Below are 15,688 nucleotides of genomic sequence, written 5' to 3'. Positions count from 1 at the left end.
CCGCCGCACGGGCGGCGCCCCCCGGCGCGGCCCGCGCACCGGCCGCGGCGCGACCTCCACACCCCGCCCGCTCACGGCCACCCGCCGCCCGTCACGATCCCCGGCACGCTCGTCGAGCGTGCCGGCACGGCTCACCGCACGCTCATCGGTACCGGCACGGCTCGCGGCGCGCTCATCGGTACCGGCACGGCCCACCGCACGCTCATCGAGCATGCCAGCACGGCCTACGGCACGCTCGTCGAGCATGCCGGCACGGCCCGCGGCACGCTCGTCGGCCGTCACGACCCCGCCGTCCCGGCGCGGCACGCGCTCGCCGGACGGCACGGCACGGCCGTCGCGGGTGGCGGAACGCTCGCCGGACGGCACGGCACGGCCGTCGCGGGTGGCGGAACGCTCGCCGGACGGCACGGTGCGGCCGTCGCGGCTCGCGGAACGCTCGGCGGGCGGCGGCGTGCGGCGCGGGCGGTCGCCCGCCGTGGTGCGGCGCGCGGGGCGGTCGCCGGCGGTGGCGGTGGCGCCGGTGTAGGGCGTGGTCTCGTCGTCGTTGTTCATTTCGGCTCCCGGATTCTCTCCGCCGCCCGCAACCTGGCCGAGGCGGCGCGCGGGTTGCGCGCCAGCTCCTCCTCGTCGGGGAGTTCGGCTCCCCTGGTGACGAGCCGGAACCTCGGCTGGTGGGACGGCAGCGGGACAGGCAGCCCGGGAGGGCCGGTGTCCCTGGTTCTCGCGGTGAGGATCCGCTTGGCGAGGCGGTCCTCGAGTGAGTGGTAGGCGAGCACGACCACGCGCCCACCGACCACGAGTGCGTCGAGGGCCGCGGGCAGCGCCCGCTCGAAGGCGGTCAGCTCCCCGTTCACCTCGATCCGTAATGCTTGGAACGTTCTTTTCGCGGGATTGCCGCCGGTACGGCGGGTGGCCGCGGGGATGGCGTCGCGGACGATCTCGGCGAGACGCTTGGTGGACGTGATGTGCCCGGCCTCACGCTCGCGCGCGATGAACCGCGCGACCCGGGACGCGAACCGCTCCTCGCCGTAGTCACGGAGGATGCGGGTCAACTCTCCCTCGGAGTAGGTGTTGACCACCGCGTCGGCCGTGAGCTCCTGGCCGGTGTCCATCCGCATGTCCAGCGGCGCGTCGTAGGAATACGCGAACCCGCGCTCGGCCTCGTCCAGCTGGGGCGAGGACACCCCGAGGTCGAACAGCACCCCGTCGGCCCGGTCCCGGCCGGCCGCGGCCAGCACCTCGGGCAGCTCGTCGGAGACCGCCTTGACCAGGGTGGTGCGATCGGCGTACGGGGCAAGGCGCGCCGTGGACCGCTCGATCGCGACGGGGTCGCGGTCGACGCCGATCAGGTGGAGCGCGGGATGGGCCGCGAGCAGCGCCTCGGCGTGCCCGCCGAGGCCGAGGTTGGCGTCCACGAGTACGGGAGCGGGCACGGCGAGCGCGGGGGCGAACAGTTCCAGGACACGCCGCAGCATCACCGGAACGTGCCCGCCCGGCTCGGCATGACTGTTGACATGCATGGTCGTACCCCCTTTACGCCGCCATGGCCGTGTCCTCTTCGCCCCGGGACACGTCCTCGCTCGCGGATGCGCGGCTCTCACACGTCTGACCCGCCGGTGGGCCCTCTTCCCACCCCGGTTGACGTCTCGTCCGGCCAGGTCCCCATCCGCGTCCCCTCTGCGACACCGCGCCACCTGACACCGGGGAAGGTGCATCAGCTGGCCGCGGCGCGGCGGAACCGGGGCGTGCCCGGTACCGCGGGAGCGGGTGGAGACCTCGCCGAACGACGTCTGGACCGACGAGTCGACCACTGGTTCAAAGGACCCCTGGCAGCACCTCCTCTGAGAGATCGGAGAAAGCCTGCTCTTGGTCGGCCAGGTAGGTGTCCCAGGCCGTCGCGTCCCAGATCTCCAGCCGCGTGTTGGCACCGATGACCACGCAGTCGCGACGGAGGCCCGCGTATTCGCGCAGACCCTGGGGAATGGTGATGCGTCCCTGTTTGTCGGGGGTCTCGTCGGAGGCGCTTGCGAACAGGACACGGCTGTAATCGCGGACCGCCTTGGCGGTCACCGGCGCGGTGCGCAGCGCCTCGGTGATGCGCTGGAACTCCTCCACGGGAAACACGTAGAGGCACCGCTCCTGGCCCTTGGTGATCACAAGACCCTCCGCCAGCTCCTCACGGTACTTCGCCGGCAGGAACAGTCGTCCTTTCTCGTCCAGACGCGGTTGATGGGTGCCGAGGAACACCGGCCCCACCTCCCGTGCCGCATGGAACGGCTGACGCAGCTACACCAGCCCCTCCACTGCGCACCACCATACTCCACTTCTCCCCACCGTCAACTGATTCATTCAGTGTTCGCACGCGGTTTCTCGCGCGTTTTCCCAGCTCAACGGGGGTGGAGCAAAGTGGAGCGCCTGGGGGGCGTCAGGGGCGCCCCGGCGTGTCGCCGGGCTTTTCCCGGCTCCCGGGACGCGACCAGGGATACGGAATGCGGCCAATGAGGCCCGGGGGATCTCTCCGGTGGGGGAAAGTGGAGCGGCGGCGGGCCGCCGGGGCGGCGCTTCCCGCGCCTCTAATGTCACGGGATTCGCACACCGGCGGGACGAGACCGCGATCAGCCAGAAGAACACTGAGGGCTGTTCACCCGTAATGTCGGGGAAAGTCGCTCCGGAACCCACCGCACCGTAGTGTCGGTAGACACAATGAAGAAGGAATCACAAAACCCCCCGCATAACGTCCCGCGCGCGGGGTTGCCACACCCTCATGGAGGCCCAGTGGGAATCACCCACGATGTCGGACAGGATCTGGAGGGTCTGGTCGCCACGGCGCATCGGATCCGTGAGGCGATCGAATCGGTGATCGAGGGCAAGAGGGACGTGATCCGGCTCACGATCACCGTCCTTCTGGCAGAGGGCCACCTCCTCATCGAGGACGTGCCCGGGGTCGGCAAGACCATGCTCGCCAAGGCCCTCGCCCGGTCCATCGACTGCCCGGTGCGCCGCGTCCAGTTCACCCCCGATCTGCTCCCCAGCGACATCACGGGCGTCAGTGCCTTCAACCAGCAGTCCCGCGAGTTCGAGTTCAAGCCCGGCCCGGTGTTCGCCAACATCGTGGTGGGCGACGAGATCAACCGCGCCTCCCCCAAGACCCAGTCCGCCCTCCTCGAATGCATGGAGGAGCACCAGGTCACCGTCGACGGCACGACCTATCTCCTCGAGTCGCCGTTCATGGTGATCGCGACGCAGAACCCCATCGAGATGGAGGGCACCTATCCCCTCCCCGAGGCCCAGCGGGACCGTTTCACCGCCCGCATCGCGATGGGCTACCCCGAGGCCGCCGCCGAGCTGCAGATGATCGACATCCACGGCTCCTCCTCGCCGCTGGACAAGCTGGAGGCGGTCGCCACCACCGCCGAGGTGCGGACGCTGATCGAGGCCGTGCGGGCGGTGTACGTCGCCCAGCCGATCAAGAAGTACGCCATCGACCTGGTGGACGCCACCCGCAGGTCCCCCGACCTGCGCCTAGGCGCCTCGCCCCGCGCCACCCTGCACCTGATCCGCGCCGCACGCGCGCACGCCGCGCTGTCCGGGCGCGACTACGTCATCCCCGACGACATCCAGGAACTGTGCGTCCCCGTACTGGCCCACCGGCTGCTGCCCAGCCTGGAGGCCCAGGGCCAGCGCCGCCGTCCCGAGCACGTGGTCGCCGACCTCGTGCGGCGGGTACCGGTGCCGGAGACCCGCGAGAAGGGGGACGGAGCGGGGCCGCGGTGATCTCGGGACTAAGGGCGCTCACCTCGCGTGGGCGCTCCTTTCTCGCCTCCGGAGCCGCGGCGCTGCTGTGCGCGTTCGTGCTCGGCGAGCACGACCTGCTGCGCATCGGGGTGTTCGTCATCACGCTGCCGCTGCTGGCCGCGATGGTGGTGGCGCGCACCCGCTACCGGCTGAGCTGCGCGCGGCGGCTGGACCCGGGCCGGGTCGAGGTGGGCGCCGACAGCACGGTCACGCTGCGGCTGGAGAACATCACCCGCCTGCCCACGGGGCTGCTGCTCATCGAGGACACCGTGCCGTACGCCGTGGGCGCCCGGCCGCGCTTCGTGCTGGACCGGGTGGAGCCGCGCGGCATCCGTGAGATCGACTACAAGGTGCGCTCCGACCTGCGCGGCCGGTTCCCCATCGGCCCGCTGTCGGTGCGCATCGCCGACCCGTTCGGCCTGGTGGAGCTGACCCGCGCGTTCACCTCCACCGACTCGCTGATGGTGATCCCCGAGGTGGTGCGCCTGCCGCAGGTGCGGCTGTCCGGCGAGTGGACCGGCGGCGGCGACAGCCGCACCGCCACCGCTGCCGCCGCGGGCGAGGACGACATCGGCCCCCGGGAGTACCGCCAGGGCGACGACCTGCGCCGGGTGCACTGGCGCTCCACCGCCCGGTACGGCGAGCTGATGGTGCGCCGCGAGGAACAGCAGTGGCAGAGCCGCGGCGCGCTGCTGCTCGACACCCGCAGGCACGCCCACCGCGGCGAGGGACCGCGCTCGTCGTTCGAGGTCGCGGTGTCCGCGGCGGCGTCGATCGGCGTGCACCTCGCCAAGGACGGCCTCGGCCTGCGCCTGGTCACCGACCAGGGGCAGCTCACCGAGTCCGCCGCCGGGCACTCCCTGGTCGACGCGCTCGCCGTCGTGCGGCACAGCACGGCGCGGTCGCTGGAGTCGGGGATCACGGCGCTGCGCCAGGGCGGCGGCGACGGCCTCATCGTCGCGGTGATCGGCGACCTGGAGCCCGAGGAGGCCCGCGCGCTCGCCCGGCTGCGGCACGGCGGGGTCACCGGGGTCGCGGTGATGCTGGAGGTCGCCACCTGGCAGACCATGCCGGCCCACCACACGGCCGCCGACACCACCGCCGACCAGGCGCGGGCCGTGCTGGCCGACGCCGGGTGGCGGATCGTCCGGCTGCCCGCGGGCCGGTCGCTGGCGACCGTCTGGCAGGAGGCCGGCGGCCAGAGCGGCCGGTACGCCGGGGCGCAGGAGACGGTGGAGGAAACGATCACGGCAGGAGACGCCGCATGAGACTCCCGATCGCGGCCGGCCTGGCGACGGCCGCGGTGTCGCTCACCCTCTATCCCCTGTTCCAGGACGGCCCGTGGTTCTGGACCGGGCTCGGCGCGATCATGCTGATCACCGCCGTGTCCGTGGGCACCACCCTGCGCTCGGTGCCCCGATGGCTCGGGCCGCCGGCGGAGCTGGCCGTGCTGCTGGTGTTCCTGACGGCGGTGTTCGCCCCCGAGGAGGCGTGGTGGGGCTTCATCCCCACCTTCGACGCGCTGGGCGAGCTCGCCGTGCAGCTGGCCGACGGGTTCGACGACATCCAGAAGTACGCCGCGCCGGTGCCGAGCAACACCGGCATCACGCTGCTCACCGCGGGCGGCATCGGCCTGATCGCCGTGCTCACCGACCTGCTCGCCGTACGGCTGGGGCGGGCGGCGCTCGCCGGGCTGCCGCTGCTGGCCCTGTTCACCGTGCCCGCCGCCGTGATGACCGACCCCATCGGGTGGCCGGCGTTCATCATCGCGGCGCTCGGGTACGTCGGGCTGCTCGCCGCCGACGGGCGGGAGCGGCTGGGCCGGTGGGGGCGTGCGGTGCTGCTGCGCCGGTCGCGCATCACCGGGGCGCGGGTGCAGTCGGCCGAGACGACGCCGCTGTCCCCGGCGGGCAAGCGCATCGGGGTGGCCGCCATCGCGCTGGCCATCGCGCTGCCCGCGCTGCTGCCCACGCTGAGCCCCAACCCGCTGTTCGGGTTCGGGGTGGGGTCGAGCGGCGAGGGGGGCAACACGATCACCATCCCCAACCCCATCGCCAGCCTGCGCGGCCAGCTCACCCAGCCGGCCAACGCCACCGTGCTGACCTACACCAACAACGACGACGTCCCCCGCTACCTGCGGATGTACTCGCTGGACACCTTCGACGGCACGCAGTGGACCATGTCGCAGCCGCGGGGGCGTCCCGAGGACCGCGTGTCGGAGAACCCGCTGCCCCCGGCGCCCGGGCTGTCCCTCACCGCTCCCCTCAAGAACGTCACCACCCGTGTCACGGTGAGCGAGGGGGTCGAAGGGCTCAGCTTCCTGCCGCTGCCCTACCCGGCGAGCGCGGTGCGGATCGAGGGCGACTGGCGGGCCGACCAGAGCACGCTCATGGTGTTCTCCACCCGCGACACCGCGGGCGGGGCGCAGTACCAGGTGGACGGCTGGGAGCCGCAGCCGACGCCCGAGTCCCTGACCGCGGCGCAGGCGTACTCGCCCGACCGGACCGACGACCGGTACCTGACGCTGCCCGGGAACCTTCCCCCGGAGATCGGGGACACGGCGGCCCGGCTGGTGCGCGACGCGAGCACGCCGTACGAGGGGGCGGTGATGCTCCAGGAGTGGTTCACCACCACGGGCGGCTTCACCTACAGCCTCCAGACGCAGGGCAACGGCAGCGAGGCGCTGCTCGACTTCCTGCGCAACAAGAAAGGCTACTGCGAGCAGTTCGCGGCGACCATGGCGGTGATGGCCCGGGCAGTGGGCATCCCGGCACGGGTCGGCATCGGGTACACCGGCGGCACCAAGATCAACAACGTGTGGCAGGTCCGCACCCACGACCTGCACGCCTGGCCCGAGCTGTACTTCGAGGGCGCGGGCTGGCTCCGCTTCGAGCCCACGCCGTCCGGCGGCCTCGGCCAGGCCACGGCCCGCGTGCCGGAGTACTCGCGCCCGGTGGCCGATACCGACGACGGCGACGGCAACGGCGCCACGCCCAGCGCGGCCCCCAACGACTCCGAACTCGGCCAGCCCTCCCTCGGCCCGAGGCGCGACCCCCGCGACCCGGACCCCGGCCTCGGCACCGACCCGCTGAACCTGGATCAGGGCACCCCCCTCTACGCCAAGATCGGCATCGCGGCCGGAATCCTGGCCCTCCTGGCACTCGTCCCCGCCGCCCTCCGCCTGGTCGCCGGATACCGCCGCCGCCGGACCTGGTCCCGCGTCGGCACCGTCCCGGCACCACCGCCTCCCGGCGGCCCGGCACCACCGGGCCCCGCGGGCACGGCCCGGGCGGAGACGGCCGGTGCCGCCTCCGCACCACCGGGCCCCGCAGGCACGGCTCGGGTGGAGGCGCCCGGTACCGTCCCCGCACGGCCGGGCCCCACGGGCACGGCCGGGCCGGAGGCGGCCGGTGCCGTCCCCGCACGGCCGGGCCCCGAAGGTGAGGCCGCGCGGCGGGCGGAGGCGGTCGCCCGGCAGCGGCTCCGGCGGGCCGTGTACGCCTCCTGGCGCGAGCTCACCGACACGCTGGTCGATCTCGGCATGGGCTACACGCCGAGCGAGACCCCGCGCGCCCTGGCCCGGCGCCTGGTGGAGCACTACGAGTTCACCCCCGGGACCGCGGCCTCCGTCACCAGGATCGCCTCGGCCGAGGAACGGCTCCGCTACGCCCGCACCCCCGGCGAGATCACCTCGCTGGCGGCCGACCTCAAGGAGGTCCGCCGCGCCCTGCGCGCCACCGTCCCCCGCTCCCGCCGCCTGCGCGCCACCCTCCTGCCCACCTCGACCTTGATCCGCCTGCGCGGCATAGGCGAGTCCATCCTCGACGCCTTCGACCACCTGGAAACCCTCCGCCTGTGGCCCCGCCGCGCCGGTTCCTCCGCTCCCCCGGCGGACGACCGCGAACTGACCACCACCGGCTCCCGCTGACCGCACGACGAACGGCTCACGCCCCCCTCTCCGGGGGACGTGAGCCGTTCCCATGAGACCGCCTCCTGCCCGCGGCGAAGAAATGATGAAAGATTCAACCGATCTCCCCGGGCGGCACCGATCGAACCGCCGACCGAGGGAAGATCCATCACCAAAGGCACAACCCGCCGTCCGCTGAGGGATCAGGCATGGCCGTGGCGGAGCAGGGGCCGCCTTCGGCGGAACGCAGCAGCACCGGGGGCAGCGGGGCACGGCCGTGGCGAGGCACAGGCCGCCTTCGGCGGACGCAGCAGAACCGGGGGCGCGGCGGGAGCACGGCCGTGACGAGGCACAGGCCGTCTCCGGCGGACACAGCAGAACCGGGGGCGGCGGGAGCACGGCCATGGCGAGGCACAGGCCGTCTCCGGCGGACACAGCAGAACCGGGGGCGGCGGGAGCACGGCCGTGACGAGGCACAGGCCGTCTCCGCCGGACGCAGCAGAACCGGGGGCGCGGCGGGAGCACGGCCGTGACGAGGCACAGGCCGCTTCCGGCGGACGCGGCAGAACCAGGGGGTGGAGCACGGCCGCTTCCGGACGGCGTGATCGGGCCGGGGCGGTAGGCACGGGTCATCGCCGGTCGCCGTGGGCCGGATGCCGTTCAAGGCCCGATCAGGGCCGGGGCGTGGTGGGGCCGGGGGGCGCCGGGGGGCGGAAAGCGCGAGCGGCTCAGCCGGGGGGCCGGCTGAGCCGTCAGGGGCTCAGGGGGTCAGCGCTCCTCGCCGCGGCGGCGCCAGCGTTCCTCCATGCGTTCCATGAAGCTGGGGCGGGAGGAGCGGCGGCGTTCTGGCGGCTGGGCCTGGGCGCCGGGGCGGGGGGCGGTGTCACCTCCGAAACCGTTCATGCGCTTCCAGCTGGACAAGCCCCACAGGCACGCGGCGAGCATGACCACGAAGCCACCCACACCGAGTGGGATGATCGGTGCAACCACGCCCACCATCAGCAGCACCACACCGAGCACGAAGCCGATGGAGGCCTTCACCAGGCGGCGCTTGTAATGGTTGCGTGGATCACTGATCCGAACGGTATTGGCCCACTTCGGGTCCTCGGCGTAGAGGGCCTGCTCGATCTGGTCGAGCAAGCGCTGCTCGTGCTCAGAGAGCGGCACGGCGCCTCCCAAGGACAGCCCCTTGTCGGGGAAAACGGCAGCGGACACCCGAGGGTGCCCGGACCTCGCGGTCGGTTATCCCCAGAATACGAGGCTGTAGACGCAGGCGAAAGAAAACGTCCAACGTAGACCAAACCGGAGGTGACGTCATAGATCCATTCCATCGAACGGCGGACGAACGAGAGAGGCCGGCCGGACCGCCTCGGGACCGAACCTCCGCACGGCACGGTCCATGGCCATTTCGGCCTCCCGCCAGCCCGTTTCCCGTTCGCCGAGGCCGAGCTGGCGGGTCGCGGCGCTCGCGGGACGAAGATTCTCGACCCGTACGCCGACCAGCCGGAGCCGTACGCGCTCCAGTCCGGCGGCCGCGTACAGATCGCAACTAGTGGCATATATCTCTTTCGCCACATCGGTGGCTTCACGCAGAGTACGCGACCGGGTGATCGTGGTGAAGTCCGCGCGGCGAAGTTTCACGCTGACGGTCCGCCCGACGTGACCGCCGCGCCGCAGCCGCTCGGCCACCCGCTCCGACAGCCGGAGCAACTCGCGGCGGATCGCGGCGGGGTCGTCCACGTCGTGGGCGAAGGTCTCTTCGGCGCCGATGCTCTTGTCCGGGACGTGCGGGCTGACCCTGCGGTCGTCCCGCCCCCAGGCGAGGGCGGCCAGATGGGCGCCGGCGGCCCCGAACTCCCGCTGGAGGGTGGCCGGGGGGACCTGGGCCAGATCGCCCACCGTCTGGATGCCGAGGCGCCGCAGAGCCTGCTCCGTACGCTCCCCTACGCCCCACAGGGCCGCGACGGGCAGCGGATGGAGGAACTCCACCACCCCGTCGGCGGGGACGACCAGAAGGCCGTCAGGCTTGCAGTAGCGGGAGGCGAGCTTGGCCACGAACTTGCTGCCGGCCACGCCCACCGAGCAGGTGATGCCGTGCCGCGCGACGACCTCCGCCCGGATCAGGGCGGCGATCCGCGCGGGCGTGCCCAGCCGGCGCAGCGCGCCGCTCACGTCCAGGAAGGCTTCGTCGGAGGCGATCGGCTCGACCTCGGGGGTGATCGCGTGGAAGATCTCCATCACGCCCTCGGAGACCTCGGAGTACTTGCCGCGGCTGGGCGGGATGACCACGGCCTGCGGGCACAGACGGCGGGCCCTGGTCATCGGCATCGCCGAGTGGACGCCGAAGGCCCTGGCCTCGTAGGTGGCGCTGAGCACGACCCCGCGGGCCCCGGTGGCGCCGATGATCACCGGCCTGCCCTTGAGCTCGGGGCGCTCGAGCAGCTCGACGCTGGCGTAGAAGGCGTCCATGTCCACATGGAGGATCGGGCACCCGGTGTCGTCCCCCGATCCCGGCCGCCCGGCCCCGCCCCCCAGCATCTGCTTGCGCGACACCCCTCGATCCTAACCCGAACACTCGTTCTACCGGCAGGCCGTCCCGCGGGTCGTGGACCCGGGAACGATGGGTCAGCGGTGCGCGAGGAGGTGGAGCTGCGTGGCGATGTCGCGCAGGACGGGATGGGCCGCGGCGGCCTGCTCCAGGGCGACCAGGGCGCGGGCCGCGCCGGGCTCGCCGTCGAGGAGACGGCCGGGCACGAGGTCGGCGAAGATGCGCACGCCCCGCAGCTCGCGCGGGGTGAACCCGGCGGCCGTCAGCAGGGCGGCGAGGGCCTCGCCGCTGAACCGCCGGGGGGTGGGGTCGTGCTCGCCCCACCGGCCCGAGGGGTCGGTCAGCGCCTGGCGGGCCTCGTCGAAGTGGCCGGTGAGCGAGCGGTGGATCGCGGTGGCCACGGGGTTGGCGGCCAGCACGCTGATCAGGCCGCCCGGCATGAGTACGCCCGCCACGGCGGCCAGGGCGCTCGCGGGATCCTCGACGTACTCGAGGACGCTGTGGCACAGCACGAGGTCGGCGCAGCCGGGCTCCAGAAGGTCGCGCAGGTCGGCCGCGTCGCCCTGGATGCCCTTGACGGCCACCCCGGCCTCGGCGGCCCGCCGCTCCAGGGCGGCCAGGGAGTCGGGGCTGGGATCGACCACGGTGACCGCGTGGCCCAGCTCGGCCAGCGGCACCGCGAAGCCGCCGGTGCCCCCGCCGGCGTCGACGATGCCGAGGCGGTCGTGCCCGGTGGCCGCGGCGCGCTCGGCCAGCGCCTCGCGCAGCGCTTCCCAGACCACGGCGGTCCGCACCGCCGGGGTGGTGGCCGCCTGGCGGGTGGCGCCCTCGGTGCCCACGTTCAGCTCGCCTCCTCGCAGCGTTTCGTCGGGCCCAAGCCTACGCGGTGCCGCCGCCCCCTCGGCGATCAGGCCGGGGGGCGGGTCTCACAGCGCCAGGGAGGGCTTGAGTTGCTTGAAGCGGGCGAGGAGGCCGTTGACGAACTGGGGTGACTCGTCGGTGGACAACTCGGACGCCAGGTGCACCCACTCGCTGATCACCACGGCCTCGGGGACGTGCTCGGCCCACAGCAGCTCGTACGTGCCCGCCCGCAGCAGGTTGCGGTCGACGGCGGGCATGCGGTCGAGTGTCCAGCCCTCGGAGTAGGTGGAGATCAGCTCGTCGATGCGGACGCGGTGGCGGTACACCCCCTCGACCAGTGTCGAGGTGTACTCGTTGACGGGCGGCTCGGCCCGTTCGATGCGCTCGGCGAGGACGCTCGTGGCCGGCTGCTCGCGCAGCTCGGCCTCGAACAGGATGTCCAGCGCCCGTCTGCGTGCTTTTCCGCGGGCCGACACCTCAGGCCCGGCCGAGATACTCGCCGGTGCGGGTGTCGACCTTGACCGTCTCGCCGGTCGTGATGAACAGGGGGACCTTGATCTCGGCGCCGGTCTCCAGGGTGGCGGGCTTGGTGCCGCCGGTGGAGCGGTCGCCCTGCAGGCCGGGCTCGGTCTGCGAGATGGTCAGCTCGACCGCCGCGGGCAGCTCGACGTACAGCACGTTGCCCTCGTTGACCGCGACGGTGGCCACGGTGTTCTCCAGCAGGTAGTTCGCCGCGTCGCCGACGGTCGCGCGCGCGACGTTCAGCATGTCGTAGGTCTCGGTGTCCATGAACACGAACTCGTCGCCGTCGAGGTAGGAGAACTGCATCTCCCGCCGGTCGACGTTGGCCACCTCGACCTTGACGCCCGCGTTGAAGGTCTTGTCCACGACCTTGCCCGACAGCACGTTCTTCAGCTTGGTACGGACGAAGGCGCCGCCCTTACCGGGCTTGACGTGCTGGAAGTCCACCACGCTCCACAGGTCACCGCCGTCGAGCTTGAGCACAAGGCCGGTCTTGAGGTCGTTGGTCGTCGCCACTCGTTCACTCCTGCGTCGTCATGGTCGCGCTCGGCCACCGCCTGTCCCTCACAGGATCAGCAGCTCTTTCGTCGTGCGGGTGAGGAGCTCCGGGCCGCCGGGGCGTGTCACGAGAGTGTCCTCGATCCGGACGCCACCCCTGCCTGGCAGATAGACCCCTGGCTCGACGGTGATCGGAACCCGATCCTCAAGTCTACCGGCACCGGACGGACGCATGAACGGATCCTCGTGGATCTCCAGGCCCACACCGTGCCCGAGCCCGTGCTCGAAATGGTCGCCGTGGCCGGCCGCCACGATGAGGTCGCGCGCCGCCGCGTCCACGTCCCGCAGGCTCGCCCCGGGGGCGGCGGCCTCCAGCCCCGCCCGCTGCGCGGCGCCGACGAGGTCGTACAGCTCGCGCTGCCAGTCCGCGACCGGGCCGAGCGCCACGGTGCGGGTCATGTCGGCGTGGTAGCCGTCGTACAGCGCCCCGAAGTCCATGGTGATGAGGTCGCCGCGCTCGACGGGACGGCCGGACGGCGAGTGGTGGGGCACCGAGCCGTTGGGGCCGGAGGCCACGATCGAGTCGAAGGCGGGTTTGTCCGCGCCGAGCTCCATCATGCGGATCTCCAGCGCCCTGGCGATCTCCCGCTCGGTCATGCCGGGGGCGATGGTCCCCACCACGTCGGCGAACGCCTGGTCGGTGAGGTCGCACGCGGTGCGCAGCGCCTCGATCTCGGTCTCGTCCTTGACCACCCGCACGCGTTCCACCAGCCGGTCGACGAGCCCGGTGTGCCCGCCGAGGTCGCGGTAGGCGGCGACGGACAGGTCGTGCGCCTCGACGCCGGGCCGCTCGGCCAGGGGCACCAGCGCCGCCGCCACGTCGCGGCGCTCGACCAGCTCCACGTCGGGGCAGACCCGCCGGGCCGTCTCGATGTAGCGGGAGTCGGTGGCGAGCACCGCCGAACCGTCCTCGCGGACCAGCAGCGCGGCGTTGGAACTGGACAGGCCGGTCAGGTAGCGGACGTTGACGCCCCTGGTGACCAGGAGCGCGTCGACGTCGTACTCGCCGAGCAGCGCCGCGAGGCGGGCACGCCGGGATCGGTGCGTGGCGGTCATGGTCACGACTTTACGGCGCGCCCGCCCCCCGCCGCGCGGCCGGGGGACGTCACGCGGCCTCGTCCGGCGTGGGCGGCGGCGCGGCGGCGCGCAGCGGCAGCTCCCGCAGGAAGAGCACCGCCAGGAACCCGAGCACGGCGATGGGGACGCAGGCCAGGAACACCGTCTGCATCGCCTGGGTGAAGGACTCGACGACGATCTGGTGCAGCGCGGGCGGCAGGTGGTGGATGGCCTCGGGCGTGCCGAGCCCGATGTCCTGTACCGAGGAGCCCGGCGCGGGGCGCGTGACGGTCAGCATGCGGGTGATCTCGTCGTTGACCTCGTTGGTGAGGATCGCGCCGAGCGCCGCGACGCCGACGGCCCCGCCGAGGCTGCGGAAGAACGTGATGCCCGAGGTGGTCACGGCCATGTCCCGCCGCTGGGCGGCGTTCTGCGCGGCGAGGATCAGCATCTGCATGCTCATGCCGAGGCCGACGCCGAGCACGGCGATGTCCACGCCGATGACCAGGTAGCTGGAGTCGCTGCCCAGCAGGGACAGCAGGCCCATGCCCGCGACGATCATCACGAGGCCGGCCAGCGGGAACGCCTTCCACCTGCCGGTGCGGGTGACCACCTTGCCCGAGACGATGGCCGACAGGAAGAGGCTGACCACCAGCGGGAGGGTCATCAGGCCCGACACCGTCGGGGTCATGCCCTTGACGATCTGGAGGTACTGCGGCAGGTAGATCATCACGCCGAACATCGCGATGCCCACCAGCAGGGACGCGCTGCTCGCCAGCACGAAGGTGCGGTCCCTGAACAGCCGCGGCGGGAGGATGGGGTCGGTGGCGCGGCGCTCGGCGATGATCGAGAACCCGAACAGCAGCACGGCGAGGCTGCCGAGGCCGTACGCCCACGCCGAGTCCCAGGCGAACTCGCTACCGCCGAAGGACAGCATCAGCATCAGCGCCGACGCCCCGCCGGTGAGCGTGAAGGCGCCCCACCAGTCGACCCTGGCGTCCTGCGGCTCGCGGTCGGTCCGCAGAACCCACTGGACGACGACCATCGCGGCGACGGCGAGGGGCACGCCGACGAAGAAGCACCAGCGCCAGCCGAGCCACGGGGCGTCGACGATGAAGCCGCCGATCAGCGGGCCGGTGACGGTGGAGACCCCGAAGACGGCGCCGATGTAGCCGGAGTAGCGGCCCCGCTCCCGGGGGGCGACCACGTCGCCGAGGATGATCTGGGTGAGCGCCGTCATGCCGCCCATGCCGAGGCCCTGCACGGCGCGGGCGAAGATCAGGGTGCCCATGTTGGTCGCGAAGCCCGCCAGCAGCGAGGAGGCGACGAACAGGCCGAGCGCGACCTGGAACATGTGCTTGCGCCCGAACAGGTCGGACATCTTCCCCCACAGCGGCGTGGAGGCGGTCATGGTGAGCAGGGTGGCGCCGGCCACCCATGAAAGTTGCTCCTGCGCGCCGAGTTCGCCCACGATCGTGGGCAGCGCCACACCGACGATCGAGGTCGAGATCATGGACGTGAGCATGGCGACGAGCAGTCCGGAGAGGATCTGCAGGATCTCACGGTGAGAGTAGGCGCGCACCGCCCCTTGGTCACCGTGGCCACTGGCGTCACTATGGTTGTCGGGCTCTTCGTGTGGTTCCTGCCGGGTCTCTCCCCGCACCACCACTGTGCGCCCCCCACCTTTTAAGGCACCTTTACCGGCATTTTTAGTAGACGACCGTTTACCTGTCAAACATCTAAAGTGCCTATAGAGCCGAAGGGAGCATCGGGTGCCGGGCGCCACGACGCAGACGCGGGACCGTGAGGCCACCAGCCGCCGGATCCTCGCCGCCGCCAGTTGCCTGTTCGCCGAGCACGGATACGACCAGGTCACCGTGCGCATGATCGCTTCGGCCGCCGGGGCCAATGTCGCCTTGATCAACCGGTACTTCGGATCCAAGGCCCGCCTGTTCGCCGAGGTCCTGGTGGGGGCGTCGGCCCTGGAGTCGGTCATCGAGGGCGACCTGGAGGGCCTTCCCCGGCGGCTGGCCAGGCACATGGCGAGCAGGCTGGACGCCGCCGCCTGCGACGACCCACTGGTGCGGGTGATCGACCGCGCGGGGGCCAGCCCGCAGATCCGCGCCGTGCTGCGCGAGCGGGTGCAGTCCGCCCTCACCGGGCCGCTCGGCGAGATGCTCCCCGGCCCCATGGCCAGGGAGCGCGCGATGCTCGCCACATCGATCATCCTCGGCGGCGGCTCCCTGCGCCGCGTCCTCGGCCCGGACTCGCTGCGCGACACCGACCCGGGCTACCTGGAGTTCCGCCTCACCGCCATCTTCACGGCGTGCCTCGCCCCCTGACACCCCAATGCCACTTAGCTTAAGTTGATCTTGTTGTGGTGTTGGATGGTGAGGGCGATAGTTGGTGGTTTTGTGTGGTGTGTGCCGATGTCGTTGTCG

General features: G+C 72.2%; 13 protein-coding genes and 1 pseudogene. 4 read left to right on the top strand and 10 right to left on the bottom strand.

The genetic code is table 11. The features are described 5' to 3' along the window. From ACFP1K_RS39340 to mraZ, 3 genes and pseudogenes are all read right to left on the bottom strand, one after another. Positions 1 to 552 (bottom strand): annotated as a pseudogene (locus ACFP1K_RS39340) (hypothetical protein); the annotation flags it as partial. After that, positions 549 to 1,520, bottom strand: a complete 972-nt coding sequence (rsmH, locus tag ACFP1K_RS39335; protein ID WP_380763362.1) for a 16S rRNA (cytosine(1402)-N(4))-methyltransferase RsmH — start codon at positions 1,518 to 1,520, stop codon at positions 549 to 551. The pseudogene ACFP1K_RS39340 and the gene rsmH, both read right to left, overlap by 4 nt. A gap of 295 nt (positions 1,521 to 1,815) precedes the next feature. Next, positions 1,816 to 2,247: a division/cell wall cluster transcriptional repressor MraZ gene (gene mraZ, locus ACFP1K_RS39330; RefSeq protein ID WP_380763360.1), complete on the bottom strand. Its 432-nt coding sequence runs from the start codon at positions 2,245 to 2,247 to the stop codon at positions 1,816 to 1,818. A gap of 456 nt (positions 2,248 to 2,703) precedes the next feature. Here mraZ and ACFP1K_RS39325 point away from each other — a divergent pair, with 456 nt between their 5' ends. The 3 genes from ACFP1K_RS39325 to ACFP1K_RS39315 are packed head-to-tail and all read left to right on the top strand — an operon-like array spanning position 2,704 to position 7,723. Beyond that, positions 2,704 to 3,774: an AAA family ATPase gene (locus ACFP1K_RS39325; protein ID WP_380763358.1), complete on the top strand. Its 1,071-nt coding sequence runs from the start codon at positions 2,704 to 2,706 to the stop codon at positions 3,772 to 3,774. Next, positions 3,771 to 5,063, top strand: a complete 1,293-nt coding sequence (locus ACFP1K_RS39320; RefSeq protein WP_380763356.1) for a DUF58 domain-containing protein — start codon at positions 3,771 to 3,773, stop codon at positions 5,061 to 5,063. Before ACFP1K_RS39325 ends, ACFP1K_RS39320 begins: the two co-directional genes overlap by 4 nt. Continuing rightward, on the top strand, positions 5,060 to 7,723 hold the full coding sequence (locus ACFP1K_RS39315) for a transglutaminase TgpA family protein (RefSeq protein WP_380763354.1): 2,664 nt from the start codon (positions 5,060 to 5,062) through the stop codon (positions 7,721 to 7,723). Before ACFP1K_RS39320 ends, ACFP1K_RS39315 begins: the two co-directional genes overlap by 4 nt. Positions 7,724 to 8,470: 747 nt before the next feature. On the opposite strand, the gene ACFP1K_RS39310 is transcribed toward ACFP1K_RS39315, so the two are convergent. The 7 genes from ACFP1K_RS39310 to ACFP1K_RS39280 all read right to left on the bottom strand — a co-directional run bounded on the left by ACFP1K_RS39310 (position 8,471) and on the right by ACFP1K_RS39280 (position 14,829). Further along, positions 8,471 to 8,869, bottom strand: a complete 399-nt coding sequence (locus ACFP1K_RS39310; RefSeq protein WP_380763352.1) for a DUF3040 domain-containing protein — start codon at positions 8,867 to 8,869, stop codon at positions 8,471 to 8,473. A gap of 147 nt (positions 8,870 to 9,016) precedes the next feature. Beyond that, positions 9,017 to 10,240, bottom strand: a complete 1,224-nt coding sequence (gene dinB, locus ACFP1K_RS39305; RefSeq protein WP_380763364.1) for a DNA polymerase IV — start codon at positions 10,238 to 10,240, stop codon at positions 9,017 to 9,019. A gap of 87 nt (positions 10,241 to 10,327) precedes the next feature. After that, positions 10,328 to 11,089 (bottom strand): class I SAM-dependent methyltransferase, encoded by a 762-nt coding sequence (locus tag ACFP1K_RS39300; RefSeq protein ID WP_380763350.1) that lies wholly within the window; start codon positions 11,087 to 11,089, stop codon positions 10,328 to 10,330. An 87-nt stretch (positions 11,090 to 11,176) separates the two neighbouring features. Next, on the bottom strand, positions 11,177 to 11,587 hold the full coding sequence (nusB, locus tag ACFP1K_RS39295) for a transcription antitermination factor NusB (protein ID WP_380763348.1): 411 nt from the start codon (positions 11,585 to 11,587) through the stop codon (positions 11,177 to 11,179). Position 11,588: 1 nt separating this feature from the next. Next, positions 11,589 to 12,149, bottom strand: coding sequence for an elongation factor P (gene efp, locus ACFP1K_RS39290; RefSeq protein ID WP_380763346.1), 561 nt, complete (start codon positions 12,147 to 12,149; stop codon positions 11,589 to 11,591). 48 nt (positions 12,150 to 12,197) lie between these two features. Then, positions 12,198 to 13,247 carry a M24 family metallopeptidase gene (locus tag ACFP1K_RS39285; RefSeq protein ID WP_380763344.1) on the bottom strand — a complete coding sequence of 350 codons (1,050 nt, stop codon included), beginning with the start codon at positions 13,245 to 13,247 and terminating at the stop codon, positions 12,198 to 12,200. A gap of 49 nt (positions 13,248 to 13,296) precedes the next feature. Continuing rightward, positions 13,297 to 14,829 carry an MDR family MFS transporter gene (locus tag ACFP1K_RS39280; protein ID WP_380763342.1) on the bottom strand — a complete coding sequence of 511 codons (1,533 nt, stop codon included), beginning with the start codon at positions 14,827 to 14,829 and terminating at the stop codon, positions 13,297 to 13,299. 190 nt (positions 14,830 to 15,019) lie between these two features. Between ACFP1K_RS39280 and ACFP1K_RS39275 the strand changes: the two genes are divergently transcribed. Next, entirely contained in the window at positions 15,020 to 15,589 is a 570-nt protein-coding gene (locus tag ACFP1K_RS39275; RefSeq protein WP_380763340.1) for a TetR/AcrR family transcriptional regulator, read from the top strand. Positions 15,590 to 15,688 lie beyond the last annotated feature (99 nt).

The sequence above is a fragment of the Sphaerisporangium aureirubrum genome, assembly GCF_042658925.1.
Lineage (GTDB): Bacteria > Actinomycetota > Actinomycetes > Streptosporangiales > Streptosporangiaceae > Sphaerisporangium > Sphaerisporangium aureirubrum.
The sequence above is the reverse complement of the archived record's forward strand: the minus strand, read 5'-3'. Positions and strand labels throughout refer to the sequence as shown.